Annotated in this window: 13 protein-coding genes; 8 read left to right on the top strand and 5 right to left on the bottom strand. The window is 63.3% G+C overall.

What is annotated here, in order from left to right; all coding sequences use genetic code 11:
- Positions 1–82: 82 nt before the first annotated feature.
- From ACLD1X_RS03560 to ACLD1X_RS03545, 4 genes are all read left to right on the top strand, one after another.
- Positions 83–1687 (top strand): 5-guanidino-2-oxopentanoate decarboxylase, encoded by a 1605-nt coding sequence (locus ACLD1X_RS03560; RefSeq protein ID WP_429366139.1) that lies wholly within the window; start codon positions 83–85, stop codon positions 1685–1687.
- Between the two features lie 81 nt (positions 1688–1768).
- Entirely contained in the window at positions 1769–3517 is a 1749-nt protein-coding gene (locus ACLD1X_RS03555; protein ID WP_429366138.1) for an amidohydrolase, read from the top strand.
- Complete coding sequence (locus tag ACLD1X_RS03550; RefSeq protein WP_429366137.1) at positions 3514–4464, top strand: CobW family GTP-binding protein; 951 nt, start codon at positions 3514–3516, stop codon at positions 4462–4464. Before ACLD1X_RS03555 ends, ACLD1X_RS03550 begins: the two co-directional genes overlap by 4 nt.
- Entirely contained in the window at positions 4461–5216 is a 756-nt protein-coding gene (locus ACLD1X_RS03545; RefSeq protein WP_429366136.1) for a class II aldolase/adducin family protein, read from the top strand. Before ACLD1X_RS03550 ends, ACLD1X_RS03545 begins: the two co-directional genes overlap by 4 nt.
- Before the next feature lie 147 nt (positions 5217–5363).
- Here the strand turns inward: ACLD1X_RS03545 and ACLD1X_RS03540 are convergent, their stop codons facing one another.
- Positions 5364–6884, bottom strand: a complete 1521-nt coding sequence (locus ACLD1X_RS03540; RefSeq protein WP_429366135.1) for a HAMP domain-containing sensor histidine kinase — start codon at positions 6882–6884, stop codon at positions 5364–5366.
- A complete protein-coding gene (locus tag ACLD1X_RS03535; protein ID WP_085714630.1) occupies positions 6881–7600 on the bottom strand; it encodes a response regulator transcription factor in 720 nt (239 codons plus the stop codon). The genes ACLD1X_RS03540 and ACLD1X_RS03535 overlap by 4 nt, the downstream gene beginning before the upstream one ends.
- 176 nt (positions 7601–7776) lie before the next feature.
- Between ACLD1X_RS03535 and msrB the strand changes: the two genes are divergently transcribed.
- From msrB to msrA, 3 genes are read left to right on the top strand one after another with little or no spacing between them, the layout of a single operon-like run.
- Positions 7777–8295, top strand: a complete 519-nt coding sequence (gene msrB, locus ACLD1X_RS03530; RefSeq protein ID WP_429366134.1) for a peptide-methionine (R)-S-oxide reductase MsrB — start codon at positions 7777–7779, stop codon at positions 8293–8295.
- A 33-nt stretch (positions 8296–8328) separates the two neighbouring features.
- Positions 8329–10104: a cytochrome c biogenesis protein DipZ gene (locus ACLD1X_RS03525; protein ID WP_429366133.1), complete on the top strand. Its 1776-nt coding sequence runs from the start codon at positions 8329–8331 to the stop codon at positions 10102–10104.
- A 30-nt stretch (positions 10105–10134) separates the two neighbouring features.
- Complete coding sequence (msrA, locus tag ACLD1X_RS03520; protein WP_429366132.1) at positions 10135–10842, top strand: peptide-methionine (S)-S-oxide reductase MsrA; 708 nt, start codon at positions 10135–10137, stop codon at positions 10840–10842.
- Between the two features lie 23 nt (positions 10843–10865).
- Here msrA and ACLD1X_RS03515 read toward each other — a convergent pair whose 3' ends face one another.
- Complete coding sequence (locus ACLD1X_RS03515) at positions 10866–11783, bottom strand: LysR family transcriptional regulator (RefSeq protein WP_429366131.1); 918 nt, start codon at positions 11781–11783, stop codon at positions 10866–10868.
- Positions 11784–11885: 102 nt separating this feature from the next.
- Here ACLD1X_RS03515 and ACLD1X_RS03510 point away from each other — a divergent pair, with 102 nt between their 5' ends.
- The gene (locus ACLD1X_RS03510) at positions 11886–13061 is read left to right on the top strand and encodes an aspartate aminotransferase family protein (RefSeq protein ID WP_429366130.1); all 1176 of its coding nucleotides are present in this window, start codon (positions 11886–11888) and stop codon (positions 13059–13061) included.
- Between the two features lie 8 nt (positions 13062–13069).
- Here the strand turns inward: ACLD1X_RS03510 and ACLD1X_RS03505 are convergent, their stop codons facing one another.
- Both ACLD1X_RS03505 and ACLD1X_RS03500 read right to left on the bottom strand, forming a co-directional pair.
- Positions 13070–13324, bottom strand: a complete 255-nt coding sequence (locus ACLD1X_RS03505) for a Txe/YoeB family addiction module toxin (protein ID WP_429366129.1) — start codon at positions 13322–13324, stop codon at positions 13070–13072.
- On the bottom strand, positions 13321–13575 hold the full coding sequence (locus ACLD1X_RS03500) for a type II toxin-antitoxin system prevent-host-death family antitoxin (protein ID WP_057716335.1): 255 nt from the start codon (positions 13573–13575) through the stop codon (positions 13321–13323). The genes ACLD1X_RS03505 and ACLD1X_RS03500 overlap by 4 nt, the downstream gene beginning before the upstream one ends.
- Positions 13576–13748 lie beyond the last annotated feature (173 nt).

The following is a 13748-nucleotide window of genomic DNA, read 5'->3' as shown; positions in this document are numbered from 1 at the left end:
TCGATTGTTGTATCGGTTGATTCAACAATACTAGCCCCATTCGTCGTTGGGCCGATGCGGCCCTTTATCCAAGAGGTGCTGCATGACCCGTTGTGCCGAGGCGCTCGTTCAGTTGCTGGAAGGTTATGGTGTTGAAACCGTCTTCGGCATTCCCGGCGTGCACACCGTCGAGTTGTATCGTGGCCTGCACGGCAGTCGCCTGAAGCACATCAGCCCGCGCCACGAACAGGGCGCCGGGTTCATGGCCGACGGTTATGCCCGTGCCAGCGGCAAGCCCGGGGTGTGCTTCATCATCACCGGCCCGGGCATGACCAACATCATCACCGCCATGGGCCAGGCCAATGCCGACTCGGTGCCGATGCTGGTGATCTCCACCTGCAACCGTCGCGAACACCTGCGCCTGGGCCATGGTCATCTGCATGAACTGCCGGACCAGCGCGCGCTGGTCGCCGGGGTCTGTGCTTTCAGCCATACGCTACAACACCCGGCGCAATTGCCGGAAGTGCTGGCGCGGGCCTTTGCCTTGTTTGGCTGTACCCGGCCGCGACCGGTACACATCGAGATTCCGCTGGATGTGCTGGAGATGTCGGCCGACGGCCTGGACCTGCGCCCGCGCTCGTTGCCTGCCGCGCCGGCCCCGGCGCCGGAAGCCATCGATGCGGCGATTGCCCTGATCAGCAGCGCCAGGCGTCCATTGATCCTGGCCGGTGGCGGTGCGCGCCGGGCGGCGCAAACCCTGACCGCGCTGGCCGAACGTCTGCAGGCCCCGGTGGCGCTGACCACCAATGCCCGCGGTTTATTGGGCCCCGAACATCCGCTGTTGCTCGACGGTGTGCAGTCGTCAGCCCATGGGCGCGAACTGTTCGCCGAGGCTGACGTGGTGCTGGCGGTCGGCACTGAGCTGGGAGAAACCGATTACGACTTTTTTGGCCTCGGCCCGTTGGCGTTCAACGCGCCGCTGATTCGTCTCGACATCGACCCGCTGCAAGTGCTCGGCATGCAAACCGCTACGGTCGGCTTGCTGGGTGACGCCGAACAGGGCTTGCGCGCGCTGCTGGCACGACTGCCGCAACGTGAGGCAGACGCCACTTGGGCGAGCGAGCGGGTGGCTCGCGTCAATGCCATCGAACATGCCGGCTGGAACGCCCGACAATCACGTATGCAAGCGCTGCTCGATACCGTTCGCGATCACTTGCCGCAGCCGCTGATCGTCGGCGATTCGACCCAACCGGTGTATCAGGGCGCCCTCGGCTACCGTGCGCCAACCCCCAACAGCTGGTTCAACGCCGGCAGTGGCTACGGCACCCTCGGCTACGGTTTGCCCGCCGCCATCGGCGCCAAGCTTGCCCAGCCACTGCGCCCGGTGGTGGCGTTGGTGGGCGACGGTGGCCTGCAGTTTTCCAGTGCCGAACTGATCGCCGCCAAAGAGGCCGGCGTCGGCGTGATCCTGCTGCTGTGGAACAACGCCAGCTACGCGGAAATCCGCGACTACATGAATGCCAGGGCAGTGCCGTTGCTGGGGGGGGACATCCTCACGCCGGACTTCGCCGCCCTCGCGCAAAGCTGCCACGTCAGCCATCACCGGGTGAGCAATCTGCAGGGTTTGCGTGAGCTGTTGGGGCAACTCGGCAATCGCGATGAACCGGTGATGATCGAGGTCGACGCCGAAACCTTTCTGGCTGACTAAAACAACAACAATTTTTCAGGCCCCCGATGCGCCCGGCGCCCGGTGGACCTTTCAATCTCCCTGAACTCAAAGGTGGCTTACATGGCTGAGTCCGATAACTTTTCCTCTACCCATTCCGTGCAGGGGACCTACGCCGACCTGATCCTGGCCAACGGTCGCATCTACACCCAGGACCCGGCCAACCCGTGGGCCGAGGCCGTGGCCATCCGCGACGGCAAGTTGATCGGTGTTGCCAGCCTCGGCCAGATCGAGATGTTCAAGGGCCCGAACACTCGCGTGCACGACCTGCAAGGCGCGTTCTGCATGCCGGGCCTGCACGACATGCACACTCACCCCGACCTTGCACTGGCGCCACGCTACGCCGATGACCTCGACGTCGGCATCGAAGACCCGACCCCGGAACAACTGCGCGAAAGCATCCTCGCCTACGCCGACAGCCATCCCGGCGACGGCTGGATCTACGGCCAATACTGGGTGCGCTACACCTTCCGCGAAGCTGGCCTGACGCCAGGCCGCGAGTGGCTCGACAGCGTCATGCCGGATCGCCCGGTGGCGCTGCTCGATCGTATGTGGGGCACCATGATGGTCAACTCCAGGGCGCTGGAGCTGGCCGGTATCGACCGCCACACGTCCGACCCACGCAACGGTTACTTCGAGCGTGACGAACTGAGCGGCGAACCCACCGGCCTGATGATCGACGGTGCCTACGCGATGATCCACGCCGCCATGCCACCGACGCCGGTCAGCGTGCTGCGCCGCGCCTATCGCGATGGCGTGCATTTCCAGAGCTCGCGCGGCGTCACGGCGAGCAAGTACGTGCACGTCTGTGAACAGCGCCTGCAGGCATTGAAGGAGCTGGACGACAGCGGCGAATTGACGGTGCGCATCGAAGCGGCGATCAGTTGGCAGGACGACATCTTCCCGGTGCGCCGTCGCTGGGAACTGCTGGCCGGCGAACGTCACTACTACCGCAGCGCGCGCCTGAGCGCCAACGCGGTGAAGTTCCATTTCGACGGCACGGTCGAGCCGAAATCCTCGTACCTGCTGACCCCTTGGCCGCAGGAATCGAGCTGGCGCGGCAAGCTCAACCTGACCCCGGAACACATCACCGACATGGTGGTGGACATGGACCGCAAGGGCATCCGCGTGATCGCCCACTGCACCGGCGACGGCGCCTCCGACGTGTTCCTCGATGCCGTGGCCGAGGCCCGTCGTCGCAACGGTTTCAGCGGTGTGCGCCACCAGTGTGCCCATAGCACCTTGCTGCACCCGGGCAACCTGCCGCGCTTCAAGGAACTGAATGTCATCGCCGAATTTTCCCCGGCCGCCTGGTACCCGACGCCGTTCGCCAGCGGTGCGCGTTCCGGCTACGGCCAGGAGCGCCTCAAGCGCATCTACGATTTCAAAGGCGTGCTCGCTGCCGGCGGCACAGCGGTGATGGGCACTGACTGGCCGGTGGCGTCCATCGACCCGTGGCTGGCGCTGGAAACCATGATCACCCGACAGAACCCGTGGAACGATGACCCGGCCTGCTTCGGCGACCCGATCAGCCTCGAACAGGCGCTGACCGTGATCACCAGCAACGGCGCCGTGGCCATGGGCCTGGAACACAGCACCGGCAGCCTGCAAACGGGCAAGTCGGCGGACCTGATCGTCATCGACCGCGACCTGTTCGCTGCACCGGCACGCAACTACATCCACAAGACCCAGGTGCTGCTGACCTTCGTTGAAGGGCAACTGGTCTACGACCGCCATTCGACCCTCGAAGCAGTCGGTCTCAAGGCTGTGTGGCAGGGCGAACCACCGGTGCTGGAGGGCAAGGCAGAATGACTTCGCCACGCATCGCCGTGACCGTCGTCTCGGGGTTTCTCGGCGCCGGTAAAACCACGCTACTCAACCGCATGGTGCGCCGTGCCGAAGGCAGTCGGCTGGCCGTGATCGTCAACGACTTCGGTGAGCTGAACATCGATGCGGCCATCGTTTCCGAAGTCACCGACGCGGTGTACAGCCTGCAAAACGGCTGCATCTGCTGCACCGTGCAGGAAGACCTGCTGGCGCAACTCGGCAGCCTGGCGCAGCTTGATCCAAAGTTGGAGCGCATCGTCATCGAGTGCAGCGGTGTCTCCGATCCGCAACGCATCGTGCAGACCCTGGCCTATCCGCAACTGCGCAGCCAGATGCAACTGGACATGGTGATTACCGTGGTCGATGCCACCCGCCATCTGCAACTCGAGGGTGAGTACGCGCGTTTGGCCCGGGCGCAGGTAGCCGCTGCCGACCTGTTGTTGCTGAACAAGACCGATCTGGTCGACGAATCACAGTTGCAGACCTTGCGCGATGCCTTGGGCGCCCGGACCCGGGTGCATGAAAGCGTGCAGGCCGAGTTGCCCGATGCGCTGTGGCTGGACACCGACCTGGACCTTGAGCCGCGGGCGCAGAAACCGCTGACCCGGGTGGCCGACGGTGATCACGGCGAGATGTTCAGCAGCTGGTTGTGGCAGCGCGACGCGGCCCTCGATGTCGAGTGCTTGCGTGGCTGGCTGAAGGCGCTGCCCGGTGATGTCTTCCGGGTCAAGGGCCTGGTGTTGCTGACGCCGGGGAGCACGGCGCACTGGCTGCAACATGTCGGCACCCGCAGTCAGTTTCTGCCGGCGACGGATGACGCCCAGGCCGGCTCCACGCGCCTGGTGTTTATCGCCCGCCGCGGCTTCGATGGCTGGGAGGCATTGGCGCAAGGGCTGGAAGACTGCATCGTGAAAGAGGGCGTCGGGGCATGACATCGACAGAGCAGCGTTTGCGCGAAGAACTGGCGGCCTGTTACCGCCTGGTTGCGCACTTTCGCATGACCGATTTGATCTTCACCCACATCTCGGTGCGCATTCCGGGGCCGGAGCATCACTTTCTGATCAACCCTTATGGGCTGATGTTCGACGAGATCACCGCGTCGAATCTGGTCAAGATCGACCTAGATGGCCACGCCGTGGAACCGTCGCCGTACCCGGTCAACCCGGCCGGCTTCGTGATCCACAGCGCCATCCACGGCGCCCGGGAAGATGCGCAATGCGTGCTGCACACCCACACCCGATCGGGGTGCGCGGTGGCGGCGTTGCAGTGCGGGTTGTTGCCGGTCAACCAGATTTCCATGGAGTTCTACGGCCGGGTCGCTTATCACGACTACGAAGGCGTGGCGCTGGACCTGAGCGAACAGCAACGGTTGGTGGCGGACCTGGGCGACAAGCCGGTGCTGATGCTGCGCAACCATGGGTTGCTGACCGTCGGCGAAACCGTAGGGCAGGCGTTCATGCGCATGTACTACCTGGAAAAGGCCTGTGACATTCAGTTGGCGGCCATGGCTGCCGGTGAACTGGTGCTGCCATCGGCGCAGGTGTGTGAGCACACCGAGCGCCAGTTCAATGATCCGGGGCGGGGGCTGGAGGAGGGTGAGCTTGCTGACCCGGATGCCATGCAACTGGCCTGGGCGGCGTTGTTGCGCATGCTGGAGCGGGTGGCGCCGGGGTATCGGGACTGATCCGGATTCTCGGTTGTGTGAACTGGCCTCTTCGCGAGCAAGCCCGCTCCCACAGGGTGAGTGGGTGTACGCAAAATCTGCGAACAACAAAAACCACTGTGGGAGCGGGCTTGCTCGCGAAGGCGGTGTGTCAGGCACCACAACCGTTCAGGCCTGCCGCGGGGTATTCAGGTTCATCGACCGCTCCGCCAACGCCGAAGCGGTCTCTTCATCGATCGGCAACGAAAAACGAAACGTCGCCCCCCGTCCCGGTACATCGATCAACTGAATCTCGCGCCCGTGCAATTGCAGGATGCGGTGCACGATCCGCAGCCCCAGCCCGCCATCGCGCCGTGCGCCGCCGATGTTGAACGGGCGCAGGAACAGGCCTTCGCGCAGTTCCGGGGCAATGCCGGGGCCGGTATCGCTGACCGTGACTTCGATGAATGAGCCTTGCGGACGCAGGCCCAACTCGACTTCGCCACCGGACGGGGTGTGGCGCAGGGCATTGTCGAACAGGTTGGTCAGCACCCGCTCGATCAAGCCGAGGTCCGCGCAGGCCGCCGAGGCATTCGGTGCGAACGTGGCCTTGAGTTCGACCTTGCGCGCTTCGGCGGTGAGTTCGAATTTCTGGAAGATGTCCTGGGCCAGGTCAGTCAGGGAAAAGCGTTCCAGCACCGGCTGCACGAAGCCGTGTTCCAGCCGCACCAGTTCCAGCAGCGACTGCGCCAGACCGCCGACCTTGCGGCTCTGGTCCAGCGCAATGCCGAGGTAGCGACGGCGGTCGGCAGGGGACAGCGTGGCGTCCTTGAGCGACAGGGTTTCCAGATAACCGTGCAGCGAGGCCAGCGGCGTGCGCAGGTCGTGGGAGATGTTCGCCACCAGCTCGCGACGTTCCTGATCCTGGCGGGTCAAGGAGCGCCATTGTTCGCCCAGGCGGGCCTGCATCTGCCGGAACGCGGCATCGAGCACGGCGATTTCATCGTGGCTGGCGGCTTTTTCCAGTGTGACGGGCAGGGCCGGTGTGACCGGGACGCCATCGATGTCGAACTGGCTGACCGTTTCGGTCAGGCGGCGCAACGGCCGGGTGATCAAGGCAAACGCCGTGAGACCGGCAATCAGGCACAGCAGCGCCACCAGTCCGATGGACAGCAGCGCCGTGTTGAGCGCCGCGCTGGTGGCGCCGCGTTCGGCCAGGCGGTCGTGATCCTCACCGAGCAGCACCACATAGAGATAACCGGCCGGCTTGCCATCCACCTTCAGCGGCGCGGCGCTGAACACCTTGCGCGCATCGACGCTGCGCGGGTCGTCGCCGAGAATCGGCAGGGCATCGCCCCGCAACAGGCGCTGGATCGGCGCCAGGTCGACCCGCTCGCGACGGATCCGGCCCTCGGGCGCGGCACTGCCGACAATCTTGCCTTGGGTATCGAGCAGGTACACCTCGACGCTGGGGTTGACCTGCATCAGTTTGCTGAACAGATCGCGCACGGCATTGGGCATCAGGCCCTGGGTGTCCATCAGCACCGTGTCGCGGGCGATGTGCTGCGCCAGGTCCCGGGACAAGCCTTGCACCACTTCCTGCTCATGCATCTGGTTGGAGCGCACCTGCATCCACGCCGACGTGCCGCAGCACACCAGCAGCAGCAGGGCGAACACCAGGGACAGGCGTTGCGTCAGGGTCAGCCTCATGGCTGCGGCTCCTCACCGGTGGCGAACTTGTAGCCACGGCCCCAGACCGTGAGGATGCGCACCGGTTGCGCCGGATCGGCCTCGATCTTGGCGCGCAGGCGGTTGATGTGGGTGTTGACCGTGTGCTCGTAGCCTTCGTGACTGTAGCCCCACACGGCATTGAGCAGGTCCATGCGCGAGAACACCTTGCCGGGCTGGCGGGCGAAAAAGTACAGCAAGTCGAACTCCCTGGGCGTGAGGTCCAGGCGTCGTCCGTCGAGGGACACTTCGCGGGTGATCGGGTCGATGGCCAGGCCGTCGGTGAGCAGGCTGCCGGCATCCATCTTCAGGTTGCGCGCCATGGCATCGACCCGGCGCAGCAGCGCCTTGACCCTGGCCACCAGTTCCAGCATGGAGAAGGGCTTGGCCAGGTAGTCGTCGGCACCCAGTTCGAGGCCGAGAATCCGGTGCACTTCGCTGGAGCGCGCACTGGTGATGATGATCGGCGTGTAGCGGGCCATGGCGCGGGCGCGGCGGCAGATTTCCAGGCCGTCGACGCCGGGCAGCATCAGGTCGAGGATCAGTGCATCCCAGTTGCCTTGCTGCAGCAGGCGCATGCCTTCATCGCCATCGGCGCTGTGCACCACCTCGAACTGCTCGTCACGCAGGTGCAGGCAGATCAGGTCGGCGATGTGCAGGTCGTCCTCGACCACGAGGACTCGTTTGGTCTGTTCCATCCAGCTCAATCCTTCGGCGCAATGGGCGCATTGTGCGTAATGCCGCTGCATGGGCATTGTGCGGGTTTTTCGGCGCCCGAGTTATCACGAATTGTTTAACTTCCCGTGAGGATTTGGCGATCACCCAAAGCCTAGGCTCTGTCCCATGAAACACCCCTGGATTTTTGGAGGCGAGCATGTTTTCACGACGGCAATTTCTTGTAGCGGGCGGCGGGCTGGGGGTTGCAGCCGTGGCGATCGGCCTGTTGCCGAAGTTTTCCACAGGCTCGGCCTTGATCGGTGAAGCCAACGCAGCGGAGGTATTCGAAGTGACCCACAGCGACAGTGAATGGCACGCGATCCTGAGCGACGAGCAATACGAAATCCTTCGCGAAGAAGGCACCGAGCGCGCCTACAGCAGCCCGCTGAACAACGAGCACCGTGACGGCACCTTCGCTTGCGCCGGTTGCGACCTGGCGTTGTTTTCCTCGGCGACCAAGTTCGACAGCCGCACCGGTTGGCCGAGTTTCTGGGCGCCGCTGGACCAGGCCGTGGCCACCCGCCAGGACCGTACCTTCGGCATGGTCCGCGAAGAGGTTCATTGCCGGCGCTGCGGCGGGCATCTGGGGCATGTCTTCGATGACGGCCCGAAACCCACTGGCCTGCGTTACTGCATGAACGGCCTGGCGATGAAATTCGTGCCGAAGACGGTGTGATTCTTTTCCATTCACTTTTTGCAGGTAATCGCCATGTGGCTGCTGGTCCTCGCTTATCTCGGTGGTGTGCTGACGATTGTCAGCCCGTGCATTCTGCCGGTGTTGCCGTTTGTCTTCGCCCGCACCGGGCAACCCTTCGTCAAAAGCGGATTGCCGCTGCTGACCGGGATGGCACTGACCTTTGCGCTGGTCGCCACTTTGGCGGCAGTGGGCGGCGGCTGGGTGGTGCAGCTCAATCAGTACGGGCGCTGGCTGGCGCTGGTGTTCGTCGCGCTGTTCGGTCTGACGCTGTTGCTGCCGCAATTGGCCGAGCGCCTGACCCGGCCATTGGTGGCAGCGGGCAGTCGTCTGTCGCAGGCGGCGGGTGCCGATGCGCAGCCACGTCCCGCTGCCTCGTTCCTGATCGGCGTGGCCACCGGCCTGCTGTGGGCGCCGTGCGCGGGGCCGATCCTGGGCCTGTTGCTGACGGGCGCGGCGCTGCAAGGCGCCAGTATACAAACCACCTTTTTGCTGCTGGCGTACGCCGCGGGTGCTGCCACGTCCCTCGCGCTGGCATTGCTGTTGGGCGGCAAAGTCTTCACGGCGATGAAACGCTCGATTGGCGCCGGCGAATGGCTGCGTCGCGGTCTAGGCGCGGCGATGCTGGCCGGTGTCGCGGCGATTGCCCTGGGGCTGGACACCGGGGTTCTGGCGCGGTTTTCCACGGCGTCGACCGGCGGTATCGAGCAAGCGCTGGTGGAAAAACTGAGCGGCAAGTCACCGCGCAGCAGCGAGGCGATGAAAGCGCAAAGTCCGGCCGCCGAGGGGGTGATGCCGGTGGCAGACAAGACCCCGGGCACCTTGCCGGTCGAAGGCAACCTGCCGTCGCTGGAGGGTGCTGTGCAATGGCTCAACTCGCCACCTCTCGATGCCCAGGCATTGAAAGGCAAGGTGGTGCTGGTGGATTTTTGGACCTACTCCTGCATCAACTGCCTGCGCTCGTTGCCCTATGTGAAAGCCTGGGCCGAGAAATATCGCGATCAGGGGCTGGTGGTGATCGGCGTGCATGCGCCGGAGTTTGCCTTCGAGCGTGACGTCAACAACGTCACCAAGGCCATGAAGGACCTGGGCATCAACTACCCGGTGGCCATCGATAACGAGTTCAGGATCTGGCGTGCCTTCAACAACGAATACTGGCCGGCGCATTACTTTGCCGACGCCCAGGGACGCATTCGTTATCACCACTTCGGCGAAGGCGAGTACGCCGAGTCGGAGCGGGTCATCCAGCAATTGCTGCGCGAAGCGGGTGCGGCCAAGGTCGCGGACGGGCTGATCAGTGCCAAGGCCGACGGCGTGCAAATGGCCCCGGACAACAGCGAAGTGCAGTCGCCGGAAACCTACGTCGGCTATCAGCGTGCGGAGCATTTCGTGCCGGAAACCGCGCTGGCGCCGGACAAGGTCGCGGCCTACAACCCACCGTCGCAACTGGCCCTCAACGACTGGAGCCTGGGTGGCCAATGGCATGTAGGCCCGGAGCGCGCCACGGCCAGCGCAGCGGCCAGCCGCATTGTCTATCGCTTCCACGCCCGTGACTTGCATCTGGTGCTCGGTCCCGGTGTCGATGGCAAACCGGTGCGCTTCAAAGTGCTGATCGACGGCAAGGCGCCGGGCGATGACCACGGCATGGACGTGGCACCCGACGGCAGCGGCACCGTGACCGACCAGCGCCTGTATCAACTGGTGCGGCAGAGCGGCGGTGTGACCGACCGCACCTTCAGCATCGAGTTTCTTGATCCGGGGGCGTCGGCGTACGCCTTCACCTTCGGCTGATCACTGTTCAACGCTTCAGGAGTTCGCCCCATGAAAACCCTCTTCACCTGGCGCCGTACCCTGCTGGGGCTGGCGGCTGCCGGCATCATCAGCCAATGCTCGGCTTTCTCTTTCGGCAGTGCCGAACAGGCGGTCATCATTCCAGCGCCGGCACTCGACGAAACCACCCAGGCCCGCAGCGAAACCGCGGTGTTCGCCGGCGGCTGCTTCTGGGGCGTCCAAGGGGTGTTCCAGCATGTCAAAGGTGTGAAAAACGCCGTCTCCGGCTACGCGGGCGGGGCGGCCAATACCGCGCAATACGAGCGGGTCAGCAACGGCAATACCGGGCATGCGGAATCGGTCGAAGTCACGTTCGATCCCGGCCAGGTCAGCTACGGCACCTTGCTGCAAATCTACTTTTCAGTGGCGCACAACCCCACCGAGCTCAACCGTCAGGGGCCGGACAGCGGCACCCAGTATCGCTCGGCGATCTTTACCAAAAGCACTGAGCAGCAGCGGGTCGCACAGGCCTACATCACCCAGCTCGACGCCGCGCATGTCTTCGACAAGCCGATCGTGACCAAACTCGAAACCTTCAACGGTTTCTACCCGGCGGAAGAAGAACATCAGGACTTCCTGACCGAGCATCCGACCTATCCGTACATCGTGATCAATGACTTGCCGAAGGTCGCGCAGTTGAAACAGCTGTACCCGAACCGTTACCAGGAACAACCGGTGCTGGTGAAGGCGGGGATGTAAATGGCGATCAGCGACTGCATGGCCTATTCGGCCGACGGGTGCTTGCCCCACCTCTGTACGGCGAATTCGACGAAACGGCGCAGCTTCGGCAAACGATGGCGATCCTGGGCATAGACCAGGTGCATCGGCCGACTGGGCGGGCAGTAATCGGGCATCAAGGCCAGCAGCTTTCCGTCCTTGATGTCCTGTTCGACCAAGGCGTCGGGCATCATCACGATGCCCATGCCGGTCCGCGCGGCCTGATGCAAACCGGCCGAACTGTTGATCAGCATCGGCCCGCCGACCCCCACGCTGACTTCGCCATCGGGACCGGCCAGGCGCCATTCCTTTTGCACCGATTGCCAGTCATCGCCGGCCGGATAGGCAAAGGACAGGCAGTCGTGGTGTCGCAGGTCTTCAGGCGTTTGCGGAGTGCCCCGACGGGCGAGATATTCCGGTGAGGCGCACATGGTCAGGGTGTAGTCGATCAGCGGGCGGGCGATCAGGTTGGAGGGCTCCAGCGCGCCGAGGCGAAACGCCACGTCCAGACCGTTTTCCAGCAGGTCCGGGCGGCGGTTGGTCAGCACTACGTCAAGTTTCACCCGTGGGTTCTGCCGGCTGAACTCACTCAGTGCCGGTGCCAGGCGCTCGGTACCGAAGGTCAAGGGGGCGGTGATGCGCAAGGTGCCGCTCGGCTCGTCGAGCGCCTGTTCGGCCAGGCGCTCGGAATCGGCCACCAGCCCCAACACTTCCAGGCAGCGCTGGTAATACGCGGCGCCGAACTCGGTCAGCCGCTGGCGCCGCGTCGTGCGGTTGAGCAGGCGCACACCCAGCCGTTGCTCCAGGGACTTGAGGTGGTTGCCGACCATGGTCGTGGACATTTCGCACTGCAAAGCAGCGGCGGTCATGCTGCCGGTTTCCACCACTTTGACGTAGACGTTCATTGCCTGGAATAAGTCCATTATCAAGCCCTGCTTTTAAATGATCGAAGTATTACGCTGTTTATCCAGTTCTGGTGGCTAACCATACTGCAAAAACACCGACCCTTGCTGGAGCTTGATGTCATGACCGCCGCCTGCCTGATGAGCACCTATCAACCCCTGGCCTTGAGTTTCAACAAGGGCCTGGGCACTCGCCTGTGGGATCAGGCCGGTCGCGAATACCTGGATGCGGTGGCCGGTGTGGCGGTGACCAATGTCGGTCACTCCCATCCGAAAATCGTTGCCGCCATCGTTGAACAGGCCGGGCTGCTGCTGCACACCTCGAACCTCTACAGCATCGACTGGCAACAGCGGCTGGCGCAGAAACTGACCCGGCTGGCGGGCATGGACCGGGCGTTTTTCAACAACTCCGGGGCCGAAGCCAACGAAACCGCACTGAAAATCGCCCGGCTGCACGGTTGGCACAAAGGCATCGAGCAACCGTTGGTGGTGGTCATGGAGAACGCATTCCACGGCCGCACCCTCGGCACATTGTCTGCCAGCGATGGCCCGGCGGTACGCCTGGGTTTCAACAAACTGCCGGGGAATTTCGTCAAAGTGCCGTTCGGCGACCTCGGCGCGCTGGACAAGGTGCAGCAGGCCTATGGTTCACGGATCGTGGCGGTGCTGATGGAGCCGATCCAGGGCGAAAGCGGCGTGCAGCTGGCGCCACCGGGCTATCTCGGCGCCGTGCGCGAACTGTGCAACCGGCGCTCATGGCTGTTGATGCTCGATGAAATCCAGACCGGTATCGGCCGCACCGGCCAGTGGTTCGCGTTCGAGCACGAAGGCATCGTCCCGGACGTCATGACCCTGGCCAAAGGCCTGGGCAACGGCGTGCCCATCGGCGCTTGCCTGGCCCGTGGCAGGGCGGCTGAACTGTTTACGCCGGGCAGCCACGGCAGCACCTTCGGTGGTAATCCGCTGGCTTGCCGGGTCGGTTGCACGGTGCTGGATATCGTTGAAGAACAGGGGCTGCTGGAAAACGCCCGGCGTCAGGGTGAGCGCCTGCTCGACAGATTGCGCGCAGAGTTGGCGGGTAATCCGAATGTCATGGCGATTCGTGGTCAGGGGCTGATGATCGGCATCGAGCTCAAGCAGCCGATCCGTGACCTGAGTTTGATCGCGGCACGGGATCATGGCTTGCTGATCAATGTCACGCGGGGCAAAACCATTCGCCTGCTGCCGCCGCTAACCATTGATAAGCGGGAGGTGGAGATGATTGTCAGGGGGGTTAGTCGGGTAGTGAAAGCGGGCTGAGGTTCTGCTCAGTAATGGTATCTGCACATCACGATACGTATTTCTCCGTCTTCAATGGCGTAGACCAGACGATGCTCAGCCGTAATCCGGCGTGACCAGAACCCGCTCAAGTTATGCTTGAGCGGTTCGGGTTTTCCAAGGCCGTCGAAAGGCTCACGTTGGATAGCCTTGACCAACAGGTTGATACGTTTGAGCCCAGCCTTATCGTTCTGCTGGAACCAGAGATAGTCGTCCCAGGCTTCAGGGGTGAACTCGATATTCATTCTTCAATCAGTTGCCTGGCTTTGGTTTTGCCGGCTCGCAGGTTACCGATTGATTTGATCAAGCGTTCAGCGTTGGCTGGGGAGCGGAGCAGATAGGCGGTCTCTTCGAGAGCGTTGTATTCGGCCAATGACATCATCACTACCGGCTCGCCTTTCTGGCGAGTTACCAGTAGCGGGGCGCGATCTTCATTCACCCGGTCCATGGTTTGCGCCAGATGTGCCCGAGCGTTGGTGTAGTTGATGGTTTCCATGTGTTTGTCCTCGCTTGATGCAGAGAACGTACAGAAATGAGTACATGTTAGCAAGGCGATACCTACGAGTGGTTGTTACGTAGAAAGTGCATCCACATTTGTATCAAGTATCGCTGAATGTTCCTCAGGACGTTTCCGAGACAGGTGTAATCCCATTCTGAGATACATGCCAT

Source organism: Pseudomonas sp. 18173, from assembly GCF_050432945.1.
GTDB lineage: Bacteria > Pseudomonadota > Gammaproteobacteria > Pseudomonadales > Pseudomonadaceae > Aquipseudomonas.
The sequence above is the reverse complement of the archived record's forward strand: the minus strand, read 5'-3'. Positions and strand labels throughout refer to the sequence as shown.